Genomic DNA, 26,252 nt, shown 5'->3' with positions numbered 1-26,252 from the left:
TCTCGCCCCGCACGCCCTGGCAAGAGCCGCGCCGTTCGCGTCGGCGCAAAAAAGGAAGGCCGCGAGAACGGGGAGAGCGGTGATACATGGATGCACGAGAACCGTGCCTCTCGCTTGACCCGGGACCGCGCGAGGGCGCATCGTCATTTGGCGGGGGATGGGGAAATAAGGAGGAGAGCGACGACATGCCGGCACCGGGAATGAAAGTGCTCGTCACGGGCTCGACGGACGGTATCGGGCGGGCCACGGCGAAGCTGCTCCTCGAGCAGGGCAGCGAGGTGATTCTCCACGGGCGATCGTCCGAGAAGGTGCGCGAGCTGGCGCATGAATTCGAGCTCGTCACCGGCACCCGTCCCCGCCACGTCGTGGCGGATCTGAGCTCGCTCACCTCGACCGCGTCCATGGTCCGCGCGCTTGCCGCGGAGCTGCCCGCGCTCGACGTCATCGTGAACAACGCGGGCGCCGGGGCCGGCAAGAAGCAGGACGCGCGGGAGGAGACCGAAGAGGGGCACGAAAAGCGCTTCGCCGTGAACTACCTGGCGCCCGTGGTGCTCACCGAGCTTTGGCTCTCGCTCTGCCAGCGCCCGCCGAAGGCCATCCTCAACGTTGCCTCGTCGGGACAAGAGCCGCTCGATTTCGAGGATCTCATGAGCACCCACGGGTACGAGGGGCTCCGCGCTTATCGCAGGAGCAAGCTCGCGCTCATCCTCTGGACCTTCGATCTCGCGCAGAAATACCCCGATATCGCGATCAACGCGGTGCACCCCGGAGCGATGCTCGATACGAAGATCGTGCGCGAGACGTTCGGCCAGTCCTGGGGCAAGCCGGAGGACGGCGCCCGCGCGATCCGCGCCGTTCTCGAACGCTCGCTCGACGAGCAGCTCACCGGCGAATACTTCGACGTCGAACGTACCGCGCGCGCCAACGCGCAGGCCTACGACGACCGCGCCCGCGGGGCCCTCCGCCGCGCCACCGAGACCCTGCTCGCGCCGATCCTCGCGGCGCGCTGACCTCCGACCCGACCTCGCTTTTTTCGTCCCCCGGCCGCGTCCGGAGGCGGGCCTCGGTCCGCGCGGGGCGGGCTTCCGGACGCCCCTGCCGATCGATCGCGCGCCGTTCGGGAACCTTGGGTCCGAACGGCTGTCGATGGAGGCGAGCAGGGAGCAAGCGCCGATCGAATGTGGGGCTCGGCCCCGTTCATCGGACCCCCTCACGGAAGAAAACAGGCTCCGAGCACGAAAACGCTAACCCCCCGAGCCTCTCGCGGGGGCATTTGCCCGCCTCGGCGGGACGGCACGGCAGGAAAGGCTGGCTCACCATGGAAGGCAAGCAGAAGGTCGCGCTCACGTTCGCGCTGTACCAGAATGACGCGCTCGTCCGTCGAGAGACGGTGACGCAAGACATCGTCAAGGTCGGAAAGGATCCGAAGAGCCACCTCCGGGTGGACGATGAATTGGCCTCGCGTATGCACGCGGTCATCGAGGTCGCGTCGCCCGAGGACATCACCCTCATCGATCTCGGCAATGAGCCGGGGACGCTCGTCAATGGCGCGCGCGTCAACAAGGTGAAGGTCAAGGCGGGCGATCAGCTCCAGATCGGCGGCACGAAGATCCTGCTGGAAAAGGCCGAGCCCGTGGCCGTCGCGATCGGCGCGTCGAAGCCCGGGGCAAACCCGTTCGCGTCGCCCTCGGCAAACCCGTTCAGCGCGCCCGCGGCGCCCGCCGCGTTTGGCGGGGCGAACCCGTTCGGCGCGGCGCCCGCGGCGAGCCCGTTCGGCGGCGGGGATCCGTTTGGCATGCAGAACCCGTTCGCGCAGCCGAAGCCGCCCTCGCACGATGAAGTGCCGCACGACGCGCCCGAGGGTTCGTACACGTACCAGCTCGTCAAGAGCGGCCCGGACGTCCCGTCGGACGAGGTCGAGACGCCGTCCGCGTCGGTCGAGGTCATGATTCTTTGGGATCAAATGGTCCTGAACGTCGCGCACCTGACGCCGCCGCGCTCGTATTACGTGGGCGAGGAGGAGACGAAGAACTTCAAGTGCGATTACTTCGTGCCGCAGGAAAAACTCGGCACGACGCGCGCGCCCGTGGTGCTCGCGGACAAGGGCGGGTCGGTGGCGGTGGTGCTCCTGCCGCGGGCGAAGGGCACGATCGAGCTCGCCGGTCAGCCGAAGATGACGGTGCAGCAGGCGATCGACAGCGGGAAAACGCAGCCGTGCGCGGAGCTCTCGGGCGCGTTCCAGATGACGCTGCCTCCGGGCTCGAAGGCGCGGATCGAGGTGGACGGGCTGATTTTCCAGGTGTCAACGGTGAACGCGGGCCGCGTGGTCGCGGGCCACGTGCAGCTCGATACGCAGAATTACCTCTATCACGGTCTGTCGACGGCCGTGCACGTGGGCCTGCTCGCCGCGATGGCGTTTTTCATGCCCCCGATGGGCGCGACCGACGAGGACGGGGTCTCGGACGATCAGAAGTTCATGATCCAGCAGTTCCTCAATGCCGCGGCCGAGAAGGAGCAGGAAGAGAAGCCGACCGACATGACGGCGGAGAACAACGCCGACAACAAGGAGGGCGGCACCGGCACGAAGGCGAAGGGCGAAGAGGGTTCCATGGGGAACCCGACCACGAAGGCGACGGGCAATCGTTATGGCGTACAGGGCCCGCAGGACAACACCGATCCGCACATCGCGCGGCAGGCGGCATTGCGCGACGCGGCCGAGTTCGGCATGATCGGCCTGCTCAATGCGGGCGCCGGCGGCGATCCGAATGCGCCGACGGCTCCGTGGGGCCGCGACGATTCGCTCGGCAATGACGCGCTCTCGGCGCGCGGCAACATGTGGGGCGACAACATCGGCGATTCGTTCGGCGCGGGCGGCCTCGGTTTGTCCGGTATCGGCGAGGGCGGCGGTGGTCGCGGCGAGGGCATCGGCCTCGGCTCGATCGGCACGATCGGGCACGGCGCGGGCACGGGCACGGGCCAGGGCTTCGGCTCGGGTCACGGCCGATTGTCCGGCGCGCACCGCACGAAGCCGCCGCAGGTGCGCATGGGCGCCACGAGCGTGAGCGGACGGCTGCCGCCCGAGGTCATCCAGCGCATCGTGCGCCAGAACTTCGGCCGATTCCGCCTTTGCTACGAGAATGGCCTGCGGAACAACCCGAACCTGCAGGGCCGCGTGGCGGTTCGATTCGTCATCGGCCGCGACGGCGCGGTGTCGAACGTGGGCAATGGCGGATCGGACATGCCGGACGGCGGCGTGGTGTCGTGTGTGGTCCGCGCCTTCTATGGTCTGTCCTTCCCGCAGCCGGAAGGCGGCATCGTGACGGTCGTGTATCCCATCATGTTCAGCCCCGGCGGCTGATCCCCGCAATGGGGGCGCCAGACCCATGACGGTCCGGCGCCCCCGCATTCTCTCGCACGTCCCGATTGAATCACCTGCGCGCGGGTGCGGGGCCCTTGCATTTCGAGGCCCGAGCGGTGGATGCTCGTGTTCACGCATGCCTCGAAAACCTTCGACGATCTACACGGTCGATAGCGTGCCGCCCCACCTCCGCCCCTTGCTCCGTGGGTATGCCCGGGTCGGGAGCGCGGCGCTCCACGGGTACCTGCAGGTCCTGCTGGAGACGTGTCGTATCGAGGTCGAGGGCCGAGAGATCCTCCAGGAGTTGCCGAGCTCCATTTGCTGTTTCTGGCACACGTGGGGCGTGCCGGGTTTCCTCACGATCCTCCACACGCAGAGGGATCGGCGCTTTGGCGCGCTGGTCCACCCGTGGTGGCCCAATGCGATCTGGGACGTCCTCGGGCAGAAGCTCGGGTGGCGCGCGGTGATGGCCTCAGCGGGCCACGGCGGCGCCCAGGGGCTCGACCGCGTCATCGAGTGCCTCAAGCAGGGGTACAGCACCATGGTTGCCGTGGACGGTCCGCGTGGCCCGCTTCATCGCCCCAAACGTGGCGCGTTCCAGATGGCGGTCGCGGCGCGCGTCCCCCTGCTCCCGATGCATGTCGAGTGCGACCGCGCGCTCTGGCTCCCCCGCTGGGATCACATGTGCTTGCCCGTGCCGTCGGCCACGATTCGCGTGCGTTACGGGCCGCCCATCCACGTCACCGAAATGACGTTTGCGAAGGCCGAGGCTGCGCTGAGCGAAGCGCTCGGTCGAGCCTGATCTAACACGGCTGGGAGGCCCTGTCGCGGAGGGCCTCCCAGCACCGGTCCTCGAACCATTTGCTCAAGAAATCGAGCAGCGCGCGGGTTCGTCGAGGTAGCCCCTTGCCCTGGGCCGTGACCGCATGAATGCCGATCTCCCCCCGACGATGCTCCTCGAGCACGAGAACGAGCCGGCCCGCGGCGACCTCGGACGCCACCATGAACATCGGAACGACCGTGAGGCCGAGGCCGGCGATCGCCGCCTGAACGAGGGTGGCGCCGTCGTTCACGTCGAGGTTTCCGTGCACGGGGATGGCCTCGCCGCGGAATCGCCATTCGCCGCTCGCCGGGACGAGCGTATAACGCAGGCAATTGTGGTTCACGAGGTCCTCGGGCGTCTGCGGAATGCCCGCGCGTTCGAGGTAGGAGGGCGCGGCGACGACGACGATTCGATCGGTGGCGATACGGCGAGCGACGAAGCTCGCGTCCTTGAGCCGGCCGATGCGCAGGATCAAATCGAAGCCGCCCTCGATGACGTCGACGAATCGATCGTCGAGCACGAGATCGATCTCGACCTCGGGGTGCTCGCGGAGGAACGCGGCGAGCGCCTGGACGAGGTACATTCGCGAGAATGTCACCGGCGCGCTGATGCGGATGCGGCCGCGGATCACTTCGCTCGCGGCGGAGACGGCGTCCTCGGCGGCGCTCGCGGCTTCGAGGATCTTCTTGCAATGCTCGTAGAAGCGCAGGCCCTCGTCCGTGAGGGCGAGCTTGCGCGTGGAGCGGCGCAGGAGCTCGACGCCGAGGCGCTGTTCGAGGCCCGCGATGCGCCGGCTCACGGCGGACTTCGCGATGCCGGACTGCGCCGCGGCCGCCGTGAAGGAACGCGCCTGCACGACACGCGCGAAGAGGGCCATGGAAGCGAGGGACTCGAGATCGAACGACATGCCGGCACGATAGCAGGTAGGCGCGTCGCGGGGTGCGGGATTGTTGCCCGGAGGAGAACAGTCCTTGCTCCAGGCCCCACCTAATCGAGATCCGCCGGGCGCGTTAAAGAAGAGGGGCAAAGGAGATCGTCATGAAGCGACTTCTCGAGACCCAGGAGCAGAACCTCGCCCTCTTCGTGCAACGCCTCGTCCTCGCCCTCGTGGTGTTCCCCCACGGCGCGCAGAAGCTCTTCGGCTGGTTCGGCGGACATGGATTCTCGGGCACGATGGGGTTTTTCACGAACACCATGCACCTGCCCGCGCCGCTCGCCTTCCTCGTCATCCTGGGCGAATCGGCGGGCGCGGTCCTGCTCGCGTTCGGCGCATTCTCGCGCGCCGCCGCGTTCGGGATCACCTCGATCATGCTGGGCGCGATCGTGACCTCGCATGCGCAGCACGGGTTCTTCATGAACTGGTTCGGCGCGCAGCAAGGCGAGGGCTTCGAGTATCACCTGCTCGCGCTCGCGCTGAGCGTGCCCGTGATGGTCTTCGGCGGCGGCAAGTACGCGCTCGATACGTGGCTCGTGGAAAAGCTTGCGCCCGCGCCGCGGCTGTCCAAGGCTCTCGCCCACGGCTAACCCGCCAAGACGAAAGAGCACGTCATGACCCACCTCACCCTCATCAGCCACGAGCTTTGCCCCTACGTGCAGCGCGCCGCCATCGTGCTCGCCGAAAAGGGGGTCGCATTCGATCGGGTCGACATCGATCTCTCGAAAAAACCAGACTGGTTCCTCGCGATCTCGCCGCTCGGCAGGGTGCCTTTGCTCCGCGTGCGCGACGAAAACGGAAAAGAGGCCGTGCTCTTCGAGAGCCTCGCAATTTGCGAGTACCTGGAGGAGACGCTTTCGGGGCCGAAATTGCACCCGGAGGATCCGATCGAGCGCGCCCGTGACCGCGCGTGGTTCGATCTCGCCTCGGGCCTGCTCGGGGACATCTGGGCGCTCGAAACGACGAAGGATGCCGAGGTGTTCGAGGCCAAGCGCAAGGCGATCGTGTCGAAGGTGGAGATCCTCGAAGGCGCGGTCTCGGACGGGCCGTATTTCCACGGGCGCACGTTCAGCATGCTCGACGCCGTCATCGCCTCGGCGTTCCGGTACTTCGAGGTCATCGACGCGATCAAGGACACGCGCGTGTTCGAGAAGGCGCCCCGCGTGCGGGCCTGGAAAGCCGCGCTCGCGGAGCGGCCGAGCGTGAAGAATGCGGTGCCGGCGAATTACCCGGACAAACTGCGCGCGTTCCTCGCGTCGCACGACGCCTACCTGCTTCGTCAGGCGCCCGAAGGCGCCTGAACCACGCCGCCCGTCACCCCATCGGGGTGCACAACTCGACGAGAAAGCCGTCGAGATCCCGCACATAAGCAACGGTTTGTCCCCACGGCTTCGTCTCGGGCGCGCTCATGGCCGCGGCGCCCGCGCCGACGGCGACCGCGAAGGCCGCGGGGACGTCGGGCGTGGTGAGCGCGATCTCGACCGCGGCCGCAGGTTCGGTCGGCCGGCTCGCGCGGAACGAAAAGCCGTGGGATCCGGCGAGGGATTCGCTCGCGAAGGCGAGCGCGGTCGCGCCCGTCTCCATCTCCGCATATTGCTTGGATTCGTGGACGAACCGGCGCGCGAGCCCGAAGGCACGCTCGTAAAAGGCGACGGCCCGCTCGACGTCCTGCACATAGAGAATGACATATCCGAGCTTCATGCCGGCGGCTTGTAGCACGGAGCGGGCGCCGGACTCAAGCGCGGAGCGTCGCTCGGCGTTTCAATAGGTGAACGTGGTCCACGTACCGAAAAAGTCGACGTCCGTGCCGCCGGCCTCGACGTACGCCGGGCCCGCGAACACGTGCGAATACTCCGCATTGAAGGACAGGTGCCGCGTCGCGCGGTAGCCGAGCGAGAGGGACATCTGGGCGGCGGTGAACGGAGCCCGCGACTCGGTCGCGCGGATGAACGGAGCGCCGGGCGGCTGGTAGACGGCGTCTTCGACGGCCTGGCGCCAGAAAAACGTGCAGCCGGCCTCGGCGCTCACGGTGCCCCTTTCGAATTGCATGAGCGGGTGCACCTCGTAAAGGTTCGTCGGATAAATCGCGGGCAGCGCGCTGAAAAACGTCTGGTTCGGGAAGAGCGGGTGAAACGTCGAGACGGTGCCGTCGCCGGCGCGCGAATCGCCGCTCAGGGCGTCCCATCGGACGCCGATCCGGAGCGGCGAAAAGGCCCCGGGGAGGCGCTGCCAGAGGCCTCCCGCGAATCCCCAGGCGAGGATCGACGCGTCGCCGACGGTGCCGCCCTGGAAGAGCCCGTGCACGATGTACTCGAACCCCGAAGCCAGTTCGCCGAACGCGCGGACGCCGAGCGTGTGGCGCACTTCGCGGCCGCTGATTTCGCGATAGGTGACGTCGGGCCGGTCCCGGCCGAGGTAAAACGCGTCGAGGCTCGCGGCTTTCCCGGGGGCCACGGCGAGCGTGAAATAGGTGCCCCAGAACTTGCTCTGGAAGCTGGGCGCGTCATCGAAGACGCCGCGCTCGAGGGCCGGGACGGTGCCAAAGAAGGTGTCGTTTTTCCACGTACGTCCCGAGAGGGAGATACGCGCGAGGTCGAACGATTGCCGGACGTTCGTCCCGTCCCTCGCACTCACCCAGCGCGTGGATCCGAGCGACATCTCCTGGCGCCCCGCGCGCGCGACGATTCCGACGCCGCGGGCCTTACCGCGAATCTCGAGGAAGAACTGCGGCGCATCGAGGAGGTTCGCGCCGGGCGGCTCGTCGCGCGCGGGGGCGCCGAGCGCCTCGAACGATCCGATCTGCGCGAAGAGTCGGATCTGCCGGTGAAACACGAGATCGGCGTGCAGGAGGTTGCGGACGAAGAGGACGCTCTCCCGCGGCTCGGCAGAGGCCGGCGCGAGATCGACGGGCGCGAGATACTCGTACCGCAATCGATGCTGGCCGCCGATGGAGAGGTGGCCGCCGGGCCAGAGCGGCACGTATTTGAGGCGGTCGAAGGGGTCGTCGCCGCGCGTGTGCGCGAGGTAGCTGTAATCCTCCAGGTATCGCAGGGATTGATAACGCGGGGCCGGCGCCGCCGTTCGCTCGCCACCGTGGACGTCCTGCGCGCGCGGCGCGGAGATCGGCGTGGTCGCGAGGCCGAAGAACACGCCCGTCGCGAGGACGAGCGCCGAGGTTCGAGCAGGTCGCATCAGGCGCCCTGTGAAGGAGCGCGGTGGAGGTATCGGCGAAGGAGCGCCTCGTACCGGTGCCGGAGCAAGTGATCGATGGAATGGCGGCCCGGTCCGACGAGCGCGAGCGTCAGGTATGGCAATGCATAAAGGAGCGCCGCCTGCACATCGGCGCCCTCGAAGCCGCGCACGGCGAGGAGGAGGACCATCGCCATCGTGAACACGATCGGCAAGGCAGAAAGGCGTGTCAAAAGGCCGAGCGCGCAGAGAACGCTGCAAAGCCCCTCCGAGACGAGCGCGAGGAGGAAGCTCGGCGCGTGCCCGATCCCGATTGGATCGGGAAACGAGCGGAGCTCCTCATCGAAATGAGCGAGCTTCGGGCGCATGTGAAAGGCCCAGATGAGGAGGGCCGCGCCCACGCGAAGCACGAGCAGGCCGGCGTCACGGGAGCGATCGAGGAGGTGGCTGATGCGATGTTCGGGGTTTGTCACGGTTCCTCCCTGTGCGCACGGTCCGCGATTTCGAGGCCCCGCGCGCGGGCGGCGGCCGCCGAGCGCGCGTCGACGAGGTGCACGACGCCTGCGTCTTCGGAGAGGGCACGAATGCGTTCGAGGAGCGCCTTGTCGGCCGCGACGGCGCGGCGGTGCTGGCGGAGGTGCTCGGCCCACGAGGCGACGAGGAACGTCTCGACCAGCCCGTCCTTGCCGCCGAGGTCCTCATAAAGCGCCCAATCGATGGCGCCGTCGCGACGCCGGAGGGATTCGAGCTCCGGGGCGAGCGAGAGGAATTCGGCGCGCTGCGACGGTCGCACGACATAACGACGCTCGACGAGCACGGGGCCGGCGTCGATATCGATCGGGACCTCGATCACAGGCTCGGGCCAGGCGTCGAAGCTCGCGACGTCGTCCTTCCGCGCGGCGCCGAGCTTCCAGCGGAGCGCAGAGAGCAAGCCGAGGAGCACGCAGGCCGCGGCCGCCGAGAGCGTCGCGGCGCTGCCGATGCGCCCGGCGAGCGTGCCCCACGCGAAGCTGCCGAGCCCGAGGCCGCCTTGAAAGACCAAAAGGTAAAGGCCAAGCGCGCGGGATTGCACCCAGCCCGGAGCCGCCGAGCTCGCGGCGACGTTGAAGCTCGACATGATGCTGATCCACGCAACGCCCGTGGCGAGCATGGACGTATAAAGTGCCGACTCGACCCGGACGTGCGCGAGGACGGCCATCGACCCGGCATACACGACCGTCGCAATGGCGACGAGCCCGTCGGAGCCGAGTTTTTGGCGCGCGCGTGGCATGACGGCGGCTCCGGCGAGCGCGCCCGCTCCGATACAACCGAGCAAGATGCCGAAGCGGAGCGGAGTCATGTGGAGCTCGCGCCGCGCGATGACGGGGAGGAGCGCCCACAATGCGCTGCCGGCCAGGATGAACGCGGCCGCGCGGACGAGCACGGCCCGAAGCGCGGGCGCCCGGCGCGCGAAACGAAGGCCCGCCACGATGGCGCCCGCGACACGCTCGGGCGGCAAGGTCGCTTTCGTGACGGGAGGTTTCCAGCGGAGGACCTGGATGACGACGACGAAAAAAGCGAGCGCGTTGAACGAATAAACGGGCCCGCTGCCCGCGAGGGCGAGGCCAATGCCGCCGATGGCAGGGCCGAGCGCCCGCGCGACATTGACGGCGACGCCGCTCAAGGTGACGGCCGACGCAAGCTCGGCTTTGTCGACGAGCGACGGGAGAACGGCCTGCCAGAGCGGCGCCGAAAGCGCCGCGCCGAGGCCGAGGGCGAACGTGAGCGCGAGCAGGCTGGTCGGGCCCAGGAGCCCAGCAAAAGAGAGCGCAGCGAGCAGGACCGAGACCAGCGCCATCCACGTGGCGAAGGACGCAAGAAGCTTTCGGCGATCGAAGATGTCGCCGAAGGCCGCCGCGGGCAAACCGATGAGAAAGACCGGCAAGCTCGAAGCCGTCTGGAGCAGCGCCACGTAGACCGGCGCCGTCCCGAACGATGTCATGTCCCAGCTGCCCGCCGCATTCTGGACCCAGAGCCCGACGTTCGAGGCGAGCGCGCCGAGCCACAAGGATCGAAAGACCTCGCGGCGCAGCGGCGCCCACGCGTCGGGCGCGGCGGTCTGGCTTGCCCCTGCCATCATTGCGGTTTTTCCTGCTAGAACGCCCAGCAGGAGCAGCCGAGCACGCCCCAGAATGAGCTCTCATCCGAGGCGGGGACGTGCGAAAGGAGCGCGCGGGCCCGATCATGGCCGTGCACGGCGCACGGATCCGCGGCGAAACAGGCGGTGCCGAGGGCCTGGCCGCGGCCCTGCGAGGGGGCCGTGCGGCGCTGGTAGCCGCCGAACGTGCGCACGGGGGACCAGTCGGGCATGGCGGGCGGCAAGGGCGGCGCGAGCGATGCGTGCTCCTCGGCGCCGTGGACCACCTTGCCGCCGAGGATCGTCAGGACAGACTCGATGTCCTGGATCTCGTCCTCGGGCACGGTGAGGTAATCGGCGGAAAGCACGGCGAGATCCGCGAGCTGCCCGACCTTGATTTGCCCCTTCTTGCCCTCCTCCGAGGAGAACCAGGTATTCCGCTCGGTCCAGAGCCGCAGCGCCATTTCTCGGTCCAATCGGTTGTCCTCGGGGTAAAGCGACAAACCGCCGATCGTCTTGCCGGTGACGAGCCACGCGAGCGAGACCCAGGGGTTGTAGGAGGCGACGCGCGTGGCGTCCGTGCCGGCGCCAACGGGCAATCCCGCCGCGAGCATCTTTCGCACGGGCGGCGTATGTTCGGCCGCACGTGCGCCGTAGCGCTCGACGAAGTATTCGCCCTGGTAAACCATCCGGTGCTGCACCGCGATGCCGCCGCCGAGGGCCGCGACCCGATCGATGTTGCGATCCGAAATCGTCTCGGCGTGGTCGAAGAACCAGTGCAGGCCGCCGAACGGGATGTCACGATTCACCTTCTCGAAGACGTCGAGCGCGCGGGAAATCGTCTCGTCGTAGGTGGCATGCAGGCGGAACGGCCAGCGGCCCTCGACGAGCACACGCACGACGCCCTCGAGCTCGGTCTCCATCGACGCGGAAAGATCGGGCCGCGGCTCGCGGAAATCCTCGAAATCGGCCGCGGAGAAGACCAGCATCTCGCCGGCGCCGTTGTGCCGGAACGAGTCGTCCCCCTGCCCCGGGCTCACCATGCCGATCCATTTGCGGAAATCGTCGACCTCGCCGCCCTTGTTCTGGGTGAAGAGGTTGTAGGCGATGCGCAAGGTGAGCTCGCCGTCGTCCGCGAGCTTGCGGATGATCTCGTAGTCCTCGGGGTAATTCTGAAAGCCGCCGCCCGCGTCGATCACGCCCGTCACGCCGAGCCGGTTCAACTCGCGCATGAAATGGCGGGTCGAATTGAGCTGGTATTCGGGGGGCAACTTCGGCCCCTTCGCCAGCGTGGCGTAGAGAATGAGCGCATTGGGCTTCGCGAGGAGGAGGCCCGTCGGATCGCCATTCGAATCACGCTGGATCTCACCGCCCGGCGGGTTCGGCGTGTCCTTCGTGTAGCCGCAGACGCGAAGCGCCGCCCGGTTGAGCAAGGCGCGATCGTAGAGGTGCAGGATGAAGACGGGCGTGTCGGGCGCGACGCGGTTCAACTCGTCGAGCGTCGGGAGGCGCTTCTCGACGAACTGAAGCTCCGTGAAACCACCAACCACGCGCACCCATTGCGGCGCAGGCGTCACCGCGACCTGCCGCTCGAGCATGTGCATGGCATCGGCAAGCGAACGCACGCCGTCCCAGCGGAGCTCCATGTTGTAATTGAGCCCGCCGCGAATGACGTGCAAATGGCTGTCGATCAGCCCAGGAACAACGCGGCGGCCCCGAAGGTCGACGACACGGGTGCGCTCGTCCGCAAGCGCGAGGATCTCTTTCGTGCCGCCGACGGCGGAGAACTTGCCGCCCTCGATCGCCACCGCCTCAGGCGCAGGTTCGCCCGGGTCGAGCGTGGTGAATCGTCCATTCGTGAGAATCAAGTCCGCTGCCATGTCGACCTCCTCGCTTCCTCGACCTATGCGCGGGGCGTTGCCCCGCACCCCAGAAGGGGGCTGTCCGCCCCCTTCACCCCGGACCAGGCACGGCCTGGACCGAGGGCGGAAAAACCACGCGATGCGCGGTTTTTCCGACGGGCCCGTGGCAAGACCACGAGCGGCGTTGCCAACCAAGACAGCAGCGCTGCCCTACCTGCTGGGAACGTTTTCCCTGTCGACAGCGCGCATCGCGCGCTGTCGCCCCGCGTCCAGGGCTTGCCCTGGTCCGGGTCCAGGGGTGGATAACCCCTGGTCGGGTCCGGGGTGAAACCCCGGCGCTACGGGGCAGCGCTGCCGCCGAACCTAATCTTGGCATACGTGATGCCGAGACCATACGCGCCTCCGAGCTCCTTGGCGAGACCCGTGACGGTCGTACGTCGCGGTGCGCGCCCAGTTGCATGAGATGCCTCCTCTGCTCGATGTCGACCGAGTTCGAGCCCGGCCGAGGCACGCGGGGAATCTATCGGCCTGGCGGAGCCTTTCGCAATCCGCATTCGAATGATGGGACCTATCACCTCGGCCGATGGTTCCGGCGTCGACTTTTTGCTTCGCGTGGCCGATGCGGGAGGCCTGCGTCGCGCGGGCAGAGCTTCGCGAGCTCCGCGAGTATCCAGCGATGGACCGGGCCAAAAGCCGCGTCCGGTCGGTAAATGGCAGAGAGATGAAATACGTGCTCGCCTTCACCCCAGGGCTCGGGCTGGATTCGCGCGAGGCGCTTCGACCGTACGTCAGCCTGCACCACGTGCTCGGGCAAGTTGCCCCAGCCGAGCCCGGCCCGCACGAGGGCGTGCTTCGTGGCGAGATCGGCCACGCAGAACGTGCGAAACGAGAGCACGGAGTGCTCATCCCCCTGCTCCGGCGCCGCGAGGACGACTTGCACGTGCTCGGCGAAACGCGATGCGGGAATGCGGCCCTCGTGCCGCGCGAGCGGGTGCTCGACAGAGACGACCGGAATCATGCGAATGGGCGAGAGTACCTGGCGCTCGAGGCCCGGGGGGATGCCCGTCGCGCCCACCACGCCGAGCGTGGCCGCGCCCGAGAGGACACGCGCGGCGACGAGCGACGTCGGCTGCGTATCGACGCGCAGATCCACGGAGGGAAAGGCGGACGCGAGGCCGCGGCAGAGATCGACGAGCGCACAGACCGGGAAAAGAGCGTCGACGCAAAGAGAGACGGAGGCTTCGAGCCCCGTGACCATTCCCGCCGCGAGCTTGCGCAGCGAATCGGCCTCGCCCACGACCCGGCGAGCGGCGGTGAGCATGGAGCGCCCCTCGGCGGTCAAGGTCGGCAGCTTCGTCGAGCGATCCCACAGGGCCACGCCGAGCTGCGCTTCGAGGTTCCCGATCGCCTGGCTGACGGCCGATTGCACACGGCGCAGCTTGCGCGCGGCAGCCGAGAAACTCCCCTCGTCCGCCGCGGTGATGAACACGCGGAGCTGATCCAGGGTCACCGTGTCGAGCATGGGGAAATCCTATCTCTTTCTTGCGCAGACATCCGCACCTGGGTTGAGCCTGACGCCTGTTCAAACCGTACGTGCGGTTTTCCCGCAAACGGCGTCGTTCCTTCGTCCAGCTCGGACCCCTCAGCCGCTTTCGCAGGTTGGCGCGCGGACCCCGCCTGGGCTTGACGCGAGATCCGGCGATCCGACATTGCCGCGAGGGAGATGTCGTGAGGGCGGTCGTCTACAAAGGTCGGCTCGACGTCGCGGTCGAGGAGGTCCCCGATGCGCGCATCGAGGAGCCGACCGACGCGATTGTGCAGATCACCTCGGCCGCCATCTGCGGCAGTGATCTGCACATGTACGAAGGCCGCACCGCCGCGCAGCCAGGGACCGTGCTCGGCCACGAGCCGCTCGGCGTCGTGGAGGAAGTCGGCTCCGCGGTCGAGCGGGTGAAAAAGGGCGATCGGGTGGTGATGCCCTTCAACATCTCCTGCGGGACGTGCTTCAACTGCAAGCGCGGGTACACGGCGGCATGCCTCAACGTCAACCCGAGCGCGCACGGCGGCGCGTACGGGTACGTGGGAATGGGCCCCTTCCGCGGAGGGCAGGCCGAGCACCTCCGGGTGCCGTTTGCCGACACCAACTGCCTCTCGCTGCCCGGCGAGCCGAGGGACGTCTTCGAGAACGACTTCGTGCTCCTCGCCGACGTGTTCCCGACAGGCTGGTTCGCCACGGATCTGGCCGCCGTGGAGCCGGGGATGAGCGTGGCCGTCTTCGGCGCGGGGCCCGTCGGGCTCCTCTCGGCGTACGCGTCATCGCTGCGTGGAGCGGACGAGATCTACGTCGTCGACTACGTGCCAGACCGGCTCGCCCGGGCCGAGGCGATGGGCGCAACGGCCATCGACTTCATGCGCGGCGACCCGGTGGAGCAGATTGTCGCGCTCCGGAAAGCCCAGGGGATCGCTACCGCCAAAATGGATGGCGTGATGTCTGGCATCGAGGCCGTCGGATTCCAGGCCGTCGACTGGACGGACCCATCCCACGAGGCGCCGAATCGGATCATCGAGGACCTGATCCGCCTCGTCAATCCGACCGGCCACATCGGCATCGTTGGCCTCTACGTCCCCGAGGACCCGGGCGGGAAAAACCCGCATGCGAAGAAGGGAGAGCTCCAGATCTCGTTCGGCAAGCTCTGGGAAAAAGGAATTTCCTTCGGAACGGGCCAGACGCCGGTGATGCGTTATGGTAGCCGCCTGCGCGATCTCGTCACCTCCGGCCGGGCCCGCCCGAGCCAGGTCGTGACCCACAGGATGCCGCTCGACGCCGCGCCCGAGGCGTATGCCAAGCTCAGCCGCCGCGAGGACGGGTTCGCGAAGGTGGTCCTCGACCCGCACATGTAATGCAAGGGGGAATGGGGAAGTGACGACCGATCTCATCGCGAGATCCGGCGCGGCTGGGGCACTCATATCGCGGCTCGAGTGGTCGAAGACGCCGCTCGGCCCCCTCTCGGACTGGCCTCCGCGGGTGAGGGTGCTCATCGAAACGGCGCTCCCGAGCGGCATCCCGCTCTGCGTGCTCCTCGGGACCGATCCGGCCCACGCGCGGGTCGTTTACAACGACGCGTTCTCCGCGCTCCTCGGTCACAAGCACCCCTCTGCGATGGGGCGGCCTGCGCGCGAGGTGTGGCCAGAGAGCTGGGATTTCTTCGAGTGGGCGCTCCGCCAGGTCTGGTACGCCGGGCAGCCGGTGACGGGGAAGGATCTCATGCTTCTCCTCGATCGCGGCAACGACCTCGAGGAGGTGTACGTGTCGATTTCATTCAGCCCCATCCGCGACGACCAGGGCGCCGTGTGTGGAGCGCTGATGTGCGGCATCGAGACGACGGGCTCCGTGCTCGCCGCGCGGCGCGAGCGCGCGCTCCGCCTGCTCACCGAGGCGCTCCGCCCGGCGAAGACGGAGGACGACTTCTACCGGATCATGCCGAAGGCCCTCTCCTACACGCTGAAGGACGTCCTCTTCGCGTTCCTCTACGAGTTCGATCCGGCCGGCACGAGGGCCACGCTGCGCGCCTCCGCGGGGCTCGCGGCCGAGGTGCCCGAGGCGCTCCGCGAGATCGTGCTCTCGCCCGGGTGTCCCTGGGAGATGGCGTGCGTGGCGCGCGAGAACCAGATGCGGCTCGTCCCGGTGTCGGGCCTCGGGCTCTGCGTGATGAACGCGCTCGCGGGCCCGACGCACGCGGCGGTCCTCCCCGTGACGGGCGGCTCGCCGTCGGGCCGCGCCGGCGTGCTGGTCGTGGGCCTCCGCCCGGCCCGCGCGCTCGACGACGACTATGGCGCCTTCGTCCACCGCGTCGCGCGCGAGATCTCCGTCGCGCTCGCCGACATCCAGAGCCGGCGAGCGGCGGAGTTCCACGCGGCGGCCGTGGCCGAGTCGAGGCTCAAGGACATGTTCCTCGGAATCGCCTCCCATGAGCTGCGCACGCCGCTCACCTGCCTGAAGCTCAACGTGCAGCTCGTCCACCGCGAGCTCCAGGCGCTCGAGCCGCGCCTCGCCGAGCGGCTCGAGCGCCTCACTCGCTCGATCGATCGCATGACGCGGCTCGTGAACGAGATGCTGAGCGTGTCGGCGATCGCCGCGGGCAAGCTCGCGCTCCGAGAGACGCACTGCGATCTACGCGCCATCTGCAGGAGCGCTGGGGCCGAGCAGTCGCAGGTGGCGCGTCGGCCGCTCTCGCTCCACCTGCCGGAGGAGCCCGTCCACGTCCTCGCGGACGAGGACAGGACGGCCGAGGTGATAACGAACCTGCTCGCCAACGCGTACAAATACTCCGCGGCGGAGGAGCCCGTGGACCTCTCGCTCGAGCAGTCCGGCGCGGAGGCCATCGTCACGGTGAAGGACCGGGGGCCGGGCATCCCGAGAGACTCCCTCCCTCACGTCTTCGATAGGTTCTATCGCGTTCCCGGCGTGAGCGTGCGCACGGGCTCCTATGTCGGCCTGGGGCTCGGCCTCTACCTGTCCAAGGCGATCGTCGAGCAGCACCACGGCCGCATCTGGGTGGAGAGCGAGGTGGGCCGGGGGAGCGCGTTCTCGTTTTCGATGCCGCTCGCGGCGTGATCGGGGGCGTCCCTTTCCCCACGCGTCCGGCAGGCAGACGCATTTCGCCGTGGGCCCGGGACGAGCGCTCGGACAAACTGCGCCGCGCGTCAGGACGACGCACGAGGAGAGTCGAGCACATGACCGAGGCAAAGACGTACACGGGCGGGTGTCACTGCGGGAAGGTTCGTTACGAGGTGAAGACCGGCATCCAGGACGTGGTGTCGTGCAATTGCACCATTTGCATGAAGACGGGCTCGTTCCTGGCCTTCGTGCCCGCCGCGGCGGTCGAGGTCCTCTCCGGCGGGGACATCGTCAACGATTATCAGTTCGGCAAGAAACACATCCATCACCTGTTCTGTCCGACCTGCGGGGTGCGCTCGTTCGCCCGCGGCTCGATGCCTGACGGGACCGAGATGTACGCGATCAACGTCCGCACGCTCGACGACGTGGACCTCGGCGCGTTCAAGGTGAAGGAGTTCGACGGGAAGAGCCTCTGACGAGGCTCGGGCAGATGAGCTCCGCCTTCGCCTTCGGAAGGCGAAGGCGTGATCTCCGCGTGTTAGGCAGGCGCGGCCGCGCGGTGCGCTCGGAGCGCGAAGGCCGACAGGCAGGTGACGAGCCCAAAGCACGCGATGGCGAGCCACGCGGGAGCATACTGGGACGCCAAGGTCGCCGTGCCGGTCAGCGCGACGAAGAGCGCGACGCCGACGGCACCGCCGAGCTGCCGCGCCGTGTTGAGGATGGCCGTCCCCGTCGCGTATTCGGACGCCGGCAGCGAGGCCGTTCCTCCCGCGAGGAAACCCGTCTGCGCGATCCCCGCGGCCGCACCGAAGAGCAGCGACGCGGGCAGGAAGTGCGTCGTCCACGTCGGCACCTGATCGAGCAGCGCGTACCACCAGAACGCCGCGAGGACGAACAGACCTCCGCCCACGATCGTCGCGTACCGCGGCGGCACGGAAAGCCGCCCCGCGACGAGCGCCGTGACCGCCGCCGTCGCCGGGCCCCACGCGAATCCCGCGCCAGCGACGAGCGTGTCCCATTGCCAGACCGAGGTGAGGAACAACGTTCCTCCGAGGAGCATCATCGCAAAGCCGATGTAGAAGCAGCCCATGCCGATCGTTGCGACTGCAAAGGTTGGAATACGAAAGAGTCGCAGGTCGAGCGCGGGGGACGCGGAGGTTCGGCAGCGCCGGACGAACCAGGCGAGCAGGACGACGCCGACGGAGCTCGTCACGAGGAAACTCGGGCTCAGGGCGCCCCAGTCCGGGGCGTACGAGATGGCAGCGACGATCGCGCCGATGCCGAGCGCGAGCAGGGACGAACCGAGGAGGTCCGGCACGTCGGCTCCCCCATATGCCGTGTCGACGAGCTCTTTGCTCCGCCACGTCGCCACGGCCACGAAGGGCACGTTGATGAGGAAAATCAGGCGCCAGTCGAGGTGAACGAGCGCGCCGCCGACGACCGGGCCGAGCGCAGCCGCGACCGCGCCGGTTGCCGCCCACACGCCGACCATTTGCGTGTGCTTCTCGCGCGGATAGGCCGCGAGGACGAGGCCCAGGCTGGTCGGGACCATCATCGCCGCGCCGATTCCCTTGACGGCGCGTGCGAGGATCAGCATCGAGACGCTCGGCGCAAGGGCACAAGCCGCGCTCGCGACGCCGAAGACCACGAGTCCGAGGCGGAAGACGCGCTTGCGTCCGTACCGATCCGCGAGCCTGCCCGCGGGGATCATCATCGCGGCGAAGAGGATCGAGTACGCGGAGAGGACCCACGAGAGGGCCTGGTTCGTCGTGTCGGCGAAGCTCTGCTTGATCGACGAGAAGGCGATGTTGACGACGAAGAGATCGAGCGACGAAAGGACGCTGGCCGTCCCGACGATGAGCAAGGTCTCGACCGGTCGATGTTTCGTGGAGGAGTTCGTCACGGCGTGACTCCTTCGAGCTCGGCGAGGAACGCGCCGACGTTTTGAGCCCAAAGCTCCGGATGCGCTTGCGTGAAGTGGCCGAACGACGCGCTCGTGCCTGGCTGAATGACGTATTTCCCGCGAGGAACGCGCCGCATGCTCGATTCCAGGATGCCGAGCGCGACGGGATTGAACTCGTCGTCGGAGAAGTTGAGCGCGAAGACGCGGGCGCGAATGCGCTCCAGCGCCGGGCTCGGGTCGTAGTCGCGCGATGCTTCGAGCGAGTAAAGAATGTCGTTCGCGTCCATACGAGCGGCTTGCGCGGAGGCGTCGCGGACGAACGCGTCGGCGGTGTCGCGATCGGGCACGGTCTCGTGGAGGTGGGGGACGCCGTCGAGCATCATGCGGAAGACGGGGAACGCCTCGGTCCATCCGCGCGGCGGGCTCGTGTAGTTGCCGCCTTCCCACGTGGGATCCTTTCGGATGTGCATGGCCACGAAGCGCCGCCAGATCAGGTTGCGCCCGGAGATAGGCGCCGGCAGCGCGACGATCGGGAGGATCGCGTCCATGAAATCGGGGTAACGCACGGCCCATTGCCATGCGTTCATCCCGCCCATGGACAACCCCACGATCGCGTGAAGATGGTCGAGGCCCAGCGCCTCGGTGACGGTGCGGTGCTGCAAGCCGACGATGTCGTCGTATCCGTACGAGGGGAATCGTGCACGCATGCCGTCGCTCGGCTTGCTCGAGCGCCCGTGCCCGAGCGCGTCGAGGAAGACGAGGTAATGACGCGAGAGATCGAGCGGTTTGCCCGGCGCATACAGCGCGTCCGCGAAGGCGCGTCCCTGGAGGACGTCGCCGCTCGATCCCGTCCAGTGGAGCATCAAGACGGCGTTGACGATGCGCCCGCGGTCGTCGCGGCGAGGCGTGCCGGCCGTCGCGTAATGGATGCGGACCTCGTCGAGCACGCGGCCGTCAGCGAAACGAACGTCGTGAAACACGGCCGTGCCGTCGTTCGCTGCAATCACGCTGGCCGAGGTGAAAGGGGCGGCCGTCGTCGGCTGCGCCCTCGCCTGCGACGGGGCCGGCGTTTCGGCCGGCGGAGAGGCCACGCACCCGGCGCCGGCGAGGCCCAGGGTCACCATCACCCATGTCGATAGGTGCATATGCACCTTTATGAACCGACGATTCATCGAGGTCCTCCTTGGGGAAACCGTCAGGTGCGCGCGGCTTCGACGGCCCGAGCGAGCTGCCTTCGTAGCTCGGCGGCGTCGTCCGCGCCGTAGGCGTCTTCGAATCGGGCCTGCGCGCGCGCCCATGCGACGCGTGCTTCTTTCAACGTCGCCGTTCCCGCCGGGGTGAGCCGGAGCTGACGCACGCGGCGGTCGTGCTCGGCGACGCCCATCACGACGAGGCCCTCTCGTTCGAGGGGCTTCAGGTTATGCGTGAGCGTCGTCCGATCCATCACGAGCGCCTCCGCGAGATCCTGCATCGTCGCAGGAGCGATGCGCGAAAGGCGGGAGAGCACGGCATACTGGGTCGCGCGGAGCCCCGTGCCCGCGAGCTCCTCGTCGTAGAGCTGGGTGATCTGGCGAGCCGCCTGGCGAATGGCGAGGCAGTTGCAGAGGATCTCGCTCGGGGCGAGAGATGCGTCCGAAGACTGGCCACGCGTCGATGACGCCATGACCTTCCTATAGGTGCATATGCACGTACTTGTCAAGCCAAGCGCGTGCGCGCGCGGCAGGAGCACCGCCGAAGCGTCAGTAGCGGTTCTTCTCGTAGTCGTGCTCGAGCGCCCAGCCCACCACGGTCTTCGAGGCGAGCGCGCGCACCGCGGACGCCGCGAGGCCCTTCTGCTTGTTTTGCTTTAGGTGGTCGATGCAGATCTCGGCCATCTTCGGCAGCTCGCTGCGGGGCACGTGGCGCGACGTGTTCCAGAGCTGCGCGTCGCGCACGGCCGTGCTGGGGACGAGGCGCGCGAATTCGACGTCGAGCAGCATCGACAGCTTCGGCGTCTTGTTCTCGACCGCCATCGACGAGAGCAAGGTCGGCTCGATCGTGAGCGAGGCGCGGCCCGAGAGCTCCACCACGCGATCATCGCCGGGCCGGAGCGCGAGCAGCGCAACGCGTGGCTGTTCGAGCAGGTTGTGGAAGGTGTCGGTGCGCCGATTGCCCGGCCGATCCGCCACGGCGAGCCGGCCTTGCGCGTCGACCTTGAGGAACCCCGGAGGATCGCCTTTGGGGCTCGTGTCGCCCTCGCCCTTCGCATCCCACGAGCTCAGCGTCACGAAAGGCACGTGGGAGAGGAACGAAAGCACTTCGGCGTCGGCCAACAGCCCCGAGGGAGCGGCGAGCCGCGGAAGCGAGATTTCAACCGGCTTCTCCCACAACGAGGACCGCAGAATCGACTTCGCGCAGTGCATGAAGGCTTCTTCGACGGTGACCAAAAGCTCCGCGCCGTCGAGCGAGGGCCGGCCATTCACGCGCAGCGTCTCGCCCAGCCCCGGAACGAAGAAGAGGAGCGAGCACCCGATGCGAACATCGACGGCCGCGGGCTCCGGCAGCGTGAAGCGCAGGTGCGTTCCCTCGATGGAGCGCGCGAAGCCAGGGGTGCCTCCCACCGGCCACGCGCGCGCTCGGCCATCGGTGTCCGCGAAGCCCAGCACGGCAAACGGCGAGCGCGCGAGGAGCCGCACGCAGTGCACGTCGAGCGTGTCGATGGACTTCATCAACACCCCGAGCGGCCTGCTGCCGACGACCTGCTCCAGCGCTTCGACCGTCTTGAGTTCCACGGACCTCATCCTGCGCTTGTTGATGATGACTTGCAACTTCATTTTGTCTGAGCGCGTTCGCCGCCGGCCGGGTCGCCGCATTTTTCTTGCGGTTAGTGAATGACTAACTAAGTATCCGAGACGTGCCGCTCTCCGCAGAGTCCGAAGGAACGTTCACCCGCATCCTCGACGAAGCCGAGGCGTTGTTCGCGACGCGCGGCTATCGGCGTACGCGGCTGTCGGAGGTCGCCGCGGCCGTCGGGGTCAGCGAACCGGCGCTCTACCGTTACTTTCGCGGCAAGGACGCGCTGTTCGAGCAGGTGCTGCGGCGCGCCGCCGCCTCGCCAGGTCCTTACGAGCCCCCCGGAAACCTCCCGGTGCCGAACCCCGAGCCCGGCCAGATCGAGTCCTTCCTGCGCGCATTCTTCGAGAAAAGCCGCCGCGTGGCAGCCCTCGAGCGCGCGCTCCGCGGGTCCGCTCCCCGCACCACGGCAGAAGCGCGAACGGAGCTCGCGGGCGTCGTCGGCGAGCTGTTCGACCTGGCGACGAGGTATCGGGCCGGAGCGCGCATCATGAACGCGAGCGCGCTCGAATCGCCCGAGCTCGGGCGCATCTGGGACGAGAACGTCCGCGCGTATTTGACGCGCGCCGTCGAGCGCTACCTCGGCCGGAGGTCGGACGAGGGCCTGCTCGCCTTGCCCACGAATCCGAGCGACGCGGCCGTCGTCCTCGCGAGCCTTGTGACGAGTTACGCGGTGCACGCCGCCGATCTCGGGCTGCCCGGCTCCCTCGAGCACCGGCGCGAGGTCGTCGTCGCGTCCGTCGTCGCCATGCTCGAACCCCGAAAGGTCATCCGATGAAGCTCTCCATCCCCCTGCGCACACGCCGCTGGGACGACGAGATCGCCCGGCTCGATCCCGAGCGCGATTACGAGGCCATCGTCTACGCGCTCGCGAACCACGTCTTCCCGTTCGAGATCATCGCCGCGATGGAGATCGCGCAGCTGAGGACGTTCACGATCCCGAGCATCAGCAAGCTGCTCCACGCGACCGGGCAGTACGAGCGCGAGGGCCCGAAGCGGCTCGACGACACGAAGGCCATCCTGAACGAGATCCACCGACCCGGCCTCGAATCACGCGCGAGCCGCGAGATGGTCGAGCACCTGAACCGCATCCACGGGCTGTACCGGATCTCGAACGACGATTTCCTCTACACGCTGAGCACGTTCGTCTTCGATCCCATTCTCTTCATCGAGAAATGGGGCCACCGCGCCATGACGGAGAAGGAAAAAGATGCCTTCTACTTCCTCTACCGCCGGCTCGGCGAGCTCATGCACATCCGCGACATCCCGGAGAGCCGCGCGGCGTTTTTCGCGTGGCGGCAGGACTACGAGCGTCGCGCGCAACGCTACGCGCGCGAGAACGAGGCGGTCGCCCGCGGTCTGCTCGTCGCCGTGCAGAGCCTCTTGCCGCCCGCGCTCGCCCCGTACATCGAGTCCGTGGTCGTCCTCCTCACGGAAGACGACGGATTCCGCGCCGCGCTCGGTCTTCGCGAGCCCGACCCTAACCTCGCTCGTTTCCTTCACGCGCTACTCGCCGTCTATCGCCGCGCCACGCGCCACGTCTCGCTCTACGAGCACCGTGACTTCGGGGAGACCGAGATTTACAGCTACTACCCCACCTACCCCTCGGGCTACGACCGGCTCCGCCTCGGCCCCACCAAAGTGCTCGAGATTCTCGCGAAGAAGGGGGCCGCGCAAGCCGTCGCCGGAGAGTAAAACGTGCCGGTCTCGGCCGCGCAGCCCTGCTATGGGCGGGCGAATTCAGTCGAGCGCGAGGCGGATGGCTCTCTCGACTGGCGAGTCGTTACCATCGGTACGGGTGGGCTCGAAGGGCACACGCGGCAGCAAGGGGGGCTGGGCGAGGAAACGTGGAACGCGGCCGCGATGCGGCTGCCCCGCGTGCACCAGGAACGGATGGCAGAGGTAGACAGTCCCCGCGGGGCCCGTGGCGAGCGCCTCGGGCAGGTGCGCCGATTCGCGAAAGTCCGTGCTCACGAGCTCGCGCAGCGTGAGACCACCTTCGCCGTGCGGCGCGAGGCGACGTGCAATCTCGGCGTGCGAGCCGATGCGAAGGCGCGTCGGCGCGTCGTCGTCACCGACGTCCGAGAAGAGAAAAAGCATCAAGAGCGCACGGCCTTTTGATGCGACGTTGGCGCGCCACGCGAAAAAGTCCGGCTCGTTCTCCCAGCCGAAGCTGGCATCGATGTGCCATCCGCAGTCCCCCGGCTCGTCGGGAGATGGGAAGCGAATGGGAAACGTGCCGAGGCTCGCGCGGGGCAACCAGCGATCGACCCCGACCAGCGAATCGAAGGCGGCAAGGAGCTTCGTGGTGTTCACAGCCGCTCGAAAAGGCGGATGGGCTTGGTCGCCGATGCGAATGACGGGCTTGGTCCAGGTGGACGGGTCGTCGGGCGAACAGCCCGTTGCGGCCCACAAGATGGCGCGACACGCGTCGGCGAGGTCGCGGGGGAAGGCGTCGTCGATACGGACGTAGCCTTCGTGGACGAATTGATCGATCTGCGCTCCCGAGAGCGCGAACTGGCGATGAGGCATGACGATTCTCCAGCAAACGGACTGAGACGTGGCGCACGCCTGCCCACACGCGGGCAAGCGCGCACAGCGAATTGCGCGGGCCTTGGGCCACGCTCAGCCGAGCAGGAAAACTGCGAAACGCATCGTCATCCGGGGCGGAGGATGCCACTCCGCTCGGCATGGCGCAAGCGCGCCGCGACGCCGCAAGGGCGGATGGGACGTTCTAACCGGCACGCGCATAACGACTCGGCGGCTGGCCCACGTGGCGGCGGAACGCCGTGCTGAAGGTGCTCGCCGAGCTGTAGCCGACGCGCTCGGCGACCTCGGCGATTCCCATGTCGTGACGGCGGAGCAGATCCCTCGCGACGGCCATCCGCCAGGCGAGCAGGTATTCCATCGGCGACACGCCCACGGTGCGGATGAAACGCTCAAAGAACGACGAGCGAGAGAGCGCCGCCGTCTTCGCGAGCTCGGCCACCGTCCACGAACGCGCGAGCTGACCGTGCATTTGCCGTATCGCCGGCGCGAGCCGCGCATCGGATAGCCCGCGCAAGAGCCCCGGAGGCGCGTCGTCGCCCGACGTCGACCGCAACGCTTCGATGAGCAGGATCTCCACGAGCCGCGTGAGCACGAGGTCGCGCCCCGCTCTCTGCTCTTTCGATTCCTCGCCGACGAGCCGCACCAGCACCAACAGCCGCTCGACACCACGCACGTGCAAGAGCGCCGGCAAGAGCGACACCAGGAGAGCCGCGTCCGGCGAGTCGAAGACGAAATAGCCGCCGAGCAGCCGCACGTCGGGCCGTCCACCACGCGTGCCGTGGCGGACTTCATCCGTCGGCGCGGGCGTCATCTTGGGGTCGATGCGCTCCGGCGTCACCGGTTCGAAGCCCGACATGGTGAAGCCCGGCGTCGCCGGCAGGAGGACGAAGTCGCCTGCCTCGAGCGTGACGGCAGGCTGGCCGTCCACGGCGAGACGGCAGCGACCCTCGAGCACGACACAGAAGCTCGGCTGGCCAAACTCCGCGTAGCGAACACCCCAGCGACCAGCGCCGCTGATGCGCTTCGAAAACACAGCCTGCGGCTGAAGCAGCGCGATGATTTCCGAGAGAGGGTCATTCATGTCCGGACTCTAGCAAACGACATTCGGACTCTCCATGGTAGATCGTCCGGCTCGCCGCAATTACATTCTCCCCATGGACGCCGCGCGCATCGCGGCAAAGGAGCCGACATGAAAACGGTACTCATCACGGGTTGCTCTTCCGGCTATGGCCTCGAGACCGCGCGCCATTTCCACGCGCAGGGCTGGAACGTCATCGCCACCATGCGAACGCCCCGCGAGGACGTTCTACCCCGATCGGACCGGCTGCGCGTGATCGCGCTCGATGTGACGAAGCCCGAGCAGATCGCGGCCGCGCTCGAGGCGAGTGGGCCCATCGACGTGCTCGTCAACAATGCTGGCATCGGGCTCCTGGGCGCCTTCGAGGTCACACCGATGAGCACGGCGCGCGAGGTGTTCGAGACCAACACCTTCGGCGTGATGGCAATGACGCAGGCCGTGCTGCCACAATTCCGCGCGCGCAAGTCGGGCGTGATCGTGAACGTGACCTCGAGCGCGACGCTTTCGCCCATGCCGCTGGTGGCCGTGTACACGGCGAGCAAGATGGCCATCGAAGGGTTCACCGCGTCGCTCGCGTTCGAGCTCGAGGCATTCGATGTGCGGGTGAAGCTGGTCGAGCCGGGCTATTGCCCGAACACGAGCTTCACGAGCAACGGGGGGTCCCGCATGGAAGGGTTGATCCCCGAGGCGTACGCGCCTTTCGCAGCGCGCATCTTCGCTTCTTTCAGGCAACTCGCTGCCGTGACCCGCGAGTCCGATGTGGCCGAGGGGGTGTGGCGTGCCGCGAACGACGCGACCGGAAGGCTCCGTTTCCCCGCCGGTCCCGACGCGGTGGCGCTGGCTCCGGCCTAGAACATCGATCGGGTTGACAACCGCTCGATGTTCTAGGCTTCTTTCGTCCCGAGGGGGACGCCTCGCGTCCCCCTCTCGTCCGGGCAAAGCCCGGCCGATTCACCCCCCGAGGCGAGCTCGCTCCGCGATCTCGCAGA

At 67.8% G+C, this 26,252-nt stretch carries 24 protein-coding genes; 11 read left to right on the top strand and 13 right to left on the bottom strand.

The features are described from left to right. The first annotated feature begins 185 nt into the window (after positions 1–185). From KEG57_RS42200 to KEG57_RS42190, 3 genes are all read left to right on the top strand, one after another. A complete protein-coding gene (locus KEG57_RS42200) occupies positions 186–1,010 on the top strand; it encodes an SDR family NAD(P)-dependent oxidoreductase (protein WP_272422255.1) in 825 nt (274 codons plus the stop codon). 308 nt (positions 1,011–1,318) lie between these two features. Beyond that, positions 1,319–3,358 carry an AgmX/PglI C-terminal domain-containing protein gene (locus KEG57_RS42195; RefSeq protein WP_272422254.1) on the top strand — a complete coding sequence of 680 codons (2,040 nt, stop codon included), beginning with the start codon at positions 1,319–1,321 and terminating at the stop codon, positions 3,356–3,358. A 136-nt stretch (positions 3,359–3,494) separates the two neighbouring features. Further along, on the top strand, positions 3,495–4,160 hold the full coding sequence (locus tag KEG57_RS42190) for a lysophospholipid acyltransferase family protein (RefSeq protein WP_272422253.1): 666 nt from the start codon (positions 3,495–3,497) through the stop codon (positions 4,158–4,160). A 1-nt stretch (position 4,161) separates the two neighbouring features. On the opposite strand, the gene KEG57_RS42185 is transcribed toward KEG57_RS42190, so the two are convergent. Then, positions 4,162–5,088, bottom strand: a complete 927-nt coding sequence (locus KEG57_RS42185; protein WP_272422252.1) for a LysR family transcriptional regulator — start codon at positions 5,086–5,088, stop codon at positions 4,162–4,164. 131 nt (positions 5,089–5,219) lie between these two features. On the opposite strand from KEG57_RS42185, the gene KEG57_RS42180 reads away from it, so the two are divergent. Both KEG57_RS42180 and KEG57_RS42175 read left to right on the top strand, forming a co-directional pair. Next, positions 5,220–5,705 (top strand): DoxX family protein, encoded by a 486-nt coding sequence (locus KEG57_RS42180; protein ID WP_272422251.1) that lies wholly within the window; start codon positions 5,220–5,222, stop codon positions 5,703–5,705. 24 nt (positions 5,706–5,729) lie between these two features. After that, a complete protein-coding gene (locus KEG57_RS42175) occupies positions 5,730–6,416 on the top strand; it encodes a glutathione S-transferase family protein (protein ID WP_272422250.1) in 687 nt (228 codons plus the stop codon). A gap of 13 nt (positions 6,417–6,429) precedes the next feature. Here the strand turns inward: KEG57_RS42175 and KEG57_RS42170 are convergent, their stop codons facing one another. The 6 genes from KEG57_RS42170 to KEG57_RS42145 all read right to left on the bottom strand — a co-directional run bounded on the left by KEG57_RS42170 (position 6,430) and on the right by KEG57_RS42145 (position 13,804). Next, positions 6,430–6,816, bottom strand: a complete 387-nt coding sequence (locus KEG57_RS42170; RefSeq protein WP_272422249.1) for a VOC family protein — start codon at positions 6,814–6,816, stop codon at positions 6,430–6,432. A 60-nt stretch (positions 6,817–6,876) separates the two neighbouring features. After that, entirely contained in the window at positions 6,877–8,307 is a 1,431-nt protein-coding gene (locus KEG57_RS42165) for an alginate export family protein (protein WP_272422248.1), read from the bottom strand. Further along, complete coding sequence (locus KEG57_RS42160; protein WP_272459555.1) at positions 8,307–8,777, bottom strand: DoxX family protein; 471 nt, start codon at positions 8,775–8,777, stop codon at positions 8,307–8,309. The genes KEG57_RS42165 and KEG57_RS42160 overlap by 1 nt, the downstream gene beginning before the upstream one ends. Continuing rightward, the gene (locus KEG57_RS42155) at positions 8,774–10,423 is read right to left on the bottom strand and encodes an MFS transporter (protein WP_272459554.1); all 1,650 of its coding nucleotides are present in this window, start codon (positions 10,421–10,423) and stop codon (positions 8,774–8,776) included. The genes KEG57_RS42160 and KEG57_RS42155 overlap by 4 nt, the downstream gene beginning before the upstream one ends. A 14-nt stretch (positions 10,424–10,437) precedes the next feature. Beyond that, positions 10,438–12,300 (bottom strand): amidohydrolase, encoded by a 1,863-nt coding sequence (locus KEG57_RS42150; protein WP_272459553.1) that lies wholly within the window; start codon positions 12,298–12,300, stop codon positions 10,438–10,440. A gap of 553 nt (positions 12,301–12,853) precedes the next feature. Beyond that, the gene (locus KEG57_RS42145) at positions 12,854–13,804 is read right to left on the bottom strand and encodes a LysR family transcriptional regulator (protein WP_272422243.1); all 951 of its coding nucleotides are present in this window, start codon (positions 13,802–13,804) and stop codon (positions 12,854–12,856) included. Between the two features lie 206 nt (positions 13,805–14,010). On the opposite strand from KEG57_RS42145, the gene KEG57_RS42140 reads away from it, so the two are divergent. The 3 genes from KEG57_RS42140 (at position 14,011) to KEG57_RS42130 (ending at position 17,376) form a co-directional block, all read left to right on the top strand. Beyond that, a complete protein-coding gene (locus tag KEG57_RS42140) occupies positions 14,011–15,183 on the top strand; it encodes a glutathione-independent formaldehyde dehydrogenase (protein WP_272422242.1) in 1,173 nt (390 codons plus the stop codon). A gap of 19 nt (positions 15,184–15,202) precedes the next feature. Continuing rightward, a complete protein-coding gene (locus KEG57_RS42135; RefSeq protein WP_272422241.1) occupies positions 15,203–16,897 on the top strand; it encodes a sensor histidine kinase in 1,695 nt (564 codons plus the stop codon). Between the two features lie 119 nt (positions 16,898–17,016). Continuing rightward, positions 17,017–17,376: a GFA family protein gene (locus tag KEG57_RS42130; protein WP_272422240.1), complete on the top strand. Its 360-nt coding sequence runs from the start codon at positions 17,017–17,019 to the stop codon at positions 17,374–17,376. A 62-nt stretch (positions 17,377–17,438) separates the two neighbouring features. Here the strand turns inward: KEG57_RS42130 and KEG57_RS42125 are convergent, their stop codons facing one another. The 4 genes from KEG57_RS42125 to KEG57_RS55930 all read right to left on the bottom strand — a co-directional run bounded on the left by KEG57_RS42125 (position 17,439) and on the right by KEG57_RS55930 (position 21,574). After that, the gene (locus tag KEG57_RS42125; RefSeq protein WP_272422239.1) at positions 17,439–18,803 is read right to left on the bottom strand and encodes an MFS transporter; all 1,365 of its coding nucleotides are present in this window, start codon (positions 18,801–18,803) and stop codon (positions 17,439–17,441) included. Then, the gene (locus tag KEG57_RS42120; RefSeq protein ID WP_272422238.1) at positions 18,800–19,975 is read right to left on the bottom strand and encodes an alpha/beta fold hydrolase; all 1,176 of its coding nucleotides are present in this window, start codon (positions 19,973–19,975) and stop codon (positions 18,800–18,802) included. The genes KEG57_RS42125 and KEG57_RS42120 overlap by 4 nt, the downstream gene beginning before the upstream one ends. A 23-nt stretch (positions 19,976–19,998) precedes the next feature. Continuing rightward, positions 19,999–20,466 carry a MarR family winged helix-turn-helix transcriptional regulator gene (locus KEG57_RS42115; protein ID WP_272422237.1) on the bottom strand — a complete coding sequence of 156 codons (468 nt, stop codon included), beginning with the start codon at positions 20,464–20,466 and terminating at the stop codon, positions 19,999–20,001. A 76-nt stretch (positions 20,467–20,542) separates the two neighbouring features. Beyond that, positions 20,543–21,574 carry a pyridoxamine 5'-phosphate oxidase family protein gene (locus KEG57_RS55930; RefSeq protein WP_272459552.1) on the bottom strand — a complete coding sequence of 344 codons (1,032 nt, stop codon included), beginning with the start codon at positions 21,572–21,574 and terminating at the stop codon, positions 20,543–20,545. A 122-nt stretch (positions 21,575–21,696) separates the two neighbouring features. Between KEG57_RS55930 and KEG57_RS42105 the strand changes: the two genes are divergently transcribed. Next, positions 21,697–22,413, top strand: a complete 717-nt coding sequence (locus KEG57_RS42105; protein WP_272422235.1) for a TetR/AcrR family transcriptional regulator — start codon at positions 21,697–21,699, stop codon at positions 22,411–22,413. Beyond that, positions 22,410–23,330, top strand: coding sequence for an oxygenase MpaB family protein (locus KEG57_RS42100; protein ID WP_272422234.1), 921 nt, complete (start codon positions 22,410–22,412; stop codon positions 23,328–23,330). Before KEG57_RS42105 ends, KEG57_RS42100 begins: the two co-directional genes overlap by 4 nt. A gap of 45 nt (positions 23,331–23,375) precedes the next feature. On the opposite strand, the gene KEG57_RS42095 is transcribed toward KEG57_RS42100, so the two are convergent. Both KEG57_RS42095 and KEG57_RS42090 read right to left on the bottom strand, forming a co-directional pair. Then, positions 23,376–24,167 carry a phytanoyl-CoA dioxygenase family protein gene (locus KEG57_RS42095; RefSeq protein WP_272422233.1) on the bottom strand — a complete coding sequence of 264 codons (792 nt, stop codon included), beginning with the start codon at positions 24,165–24,167 and terminating at the stop codon, positions 23,376–23,378. 202 nt (positions 24,168–24,369) lie between these two features. Continuing rightward, entirely contained in the window at positions 24,370–25,266 is an 897-nt protein-coding gene (locus tag KEG57_RS42090) for an AraC family transcriptional regulator (protein WP_272422231.1), read from the bottom strand. 108 nt (positions 25,267–25,374) lie between these two features. On the opposite strand from KEG57_RS42090, the gene KEG57_RS42085 reads away from it, so the two are divergent. Continuing rightward, a complete protein-coding gene (locus tag KEG57_RS42085; protein ID WP_272422230.1) occupies positions 25,375–26,115 on the top strand; it encodes an SDR family oxidoreductase in 741 nt (246 codons plus the stop codon). Positions 26,116–26,252: the final 137 nt, after the last annotated feature.

This window comes from Polyangium jinanense, from assembly GCF_028435365.1.
Note: the sequence above shows the minus strand (reverse complement) of the source record. Positions and strands in the feature narration are given on the sequence as shown.

Coding starts and splice junctions, on each gene's coding strand:
- KEG57_RS42115 (WP_272422237.1), bottom strand. CDS start 20,466: ATGGCGTCATCGACGCGTGGCCAGTCTTCGGACGCATCTCTCGCCCCG.
- KEG57_RS42185 (WP_272422252.1), bottom strand. CDS start 5,088: ATGTCGTTCGATCTCGAGTCCCTCGCTTCCATGGCCCTCTTCGCGCGT.
- KEG57_RS42120 (WP_272422238.1), bottom strand. CDS start 19,975: ATGAATCGTCGGTTCATAAAGGTGCATATGCACCTATCGACATGGGTG.
- KEG57_RS42145 (WP_272422243.1), bottom strand. CDS start 13,804: ATGCTCGACACGGTGACCCTGGATCAGCTCCGCGTGTTCATCACCGCG.
- KEG57_RS42180 (WP_272422251.1), top strand. CDS start 5,220: ATGAAGCGACTTCTCGAGACCCAGGAGCAGAACCTCGCCCTCTTCGTG.
- KEG57_RS42150 (WP_272459553.1), bottom strand. CDS start 12,300: ATGGCAGCGGACTTGATTCTCACGAATGGACGATTCACCACGCTCGAC.
- KEG57_RS42090 (WP_272422231.1), bottom strand. CDS start 25,266: ATGAATGACCCTCTCTCGGAAATCATCGCGCTGCTTCAGCCGCAGGCT.
- KEG57_RS42200 (WP_272422255.1), top strand. CDS start 186: ATGCCGGCACCGGGAATGAAAGTGCTCGTCACGGGCTCGACGGACGGT.
- KEG57_RS42100 (WP_272422234.1), top strand. CDS start 22,410: ATGAAGCTCTCCATCCCCCTGCGCACACGCCGCTGGGACGACGAGATC.
- KEG57_RS42175 (WP_272422250.1), top strand. CDS start 5,730: ATGACCCACCTCACCCTCATCAGCCACGAGCTTTGCCCCTACGTGCAG.
- KEG57_RS42130 (WP_272422240.1), top strand. CDS start 17,017: ATGACCGAGGCAAAGACGTACACGGGCGGGTGTCACTGCGGGAAGGTT.
- KEG57_RS42095 (WP_272422233.1), bottom strand. CDS start 24,167: ATGCCTCATCGCCAGTTCGCGCTCTCGGGAGCGCAGATCGATCAATTC.
- KEG57_RS42085 (WP_272422230.1), top strand. CDS start 25,375: ATGAAAACGGTACTCATCACGGGTTGCTCTTCCGGCTATGGCCTCGAG.
- KEG57_RS42190 (WP_272422253.1), top strand. CDS start 3,495: ATGCCTCGAAAACCTTCGACGATCTACACGGTCGATAGCGTGCCGCCC.
- KEG57_RS42165 (WP_272422248.1), bottom strand. CDS start 8,307: ATGCGACCTGCTCGAACCTCGGCGCTCGTCCTCGCGACGGGCGTGTTC.
- KEG57_RS42170 (WP_272422249.1), bottom strand. CDS start 6,816: ATGAAGCTCGGATATGTCATTCTCTATGTGCAGGACGTCGAGCGGGCC.
- KEG57_RS42195 (WP_272422254.1), top strand. CDS start 1,319: ATGGAAGGCAAGCAGAAGGTCGCGCTCACGTTCGCGCTGTACCAGAAT.
- KEG57_RS42155 (WP_272459554.1), bottom strand. CDS start 10,423: ATGATGGCAGGGGCAAGCCAGACCGCCGCGCCCGACGCGTGGGCGCCG.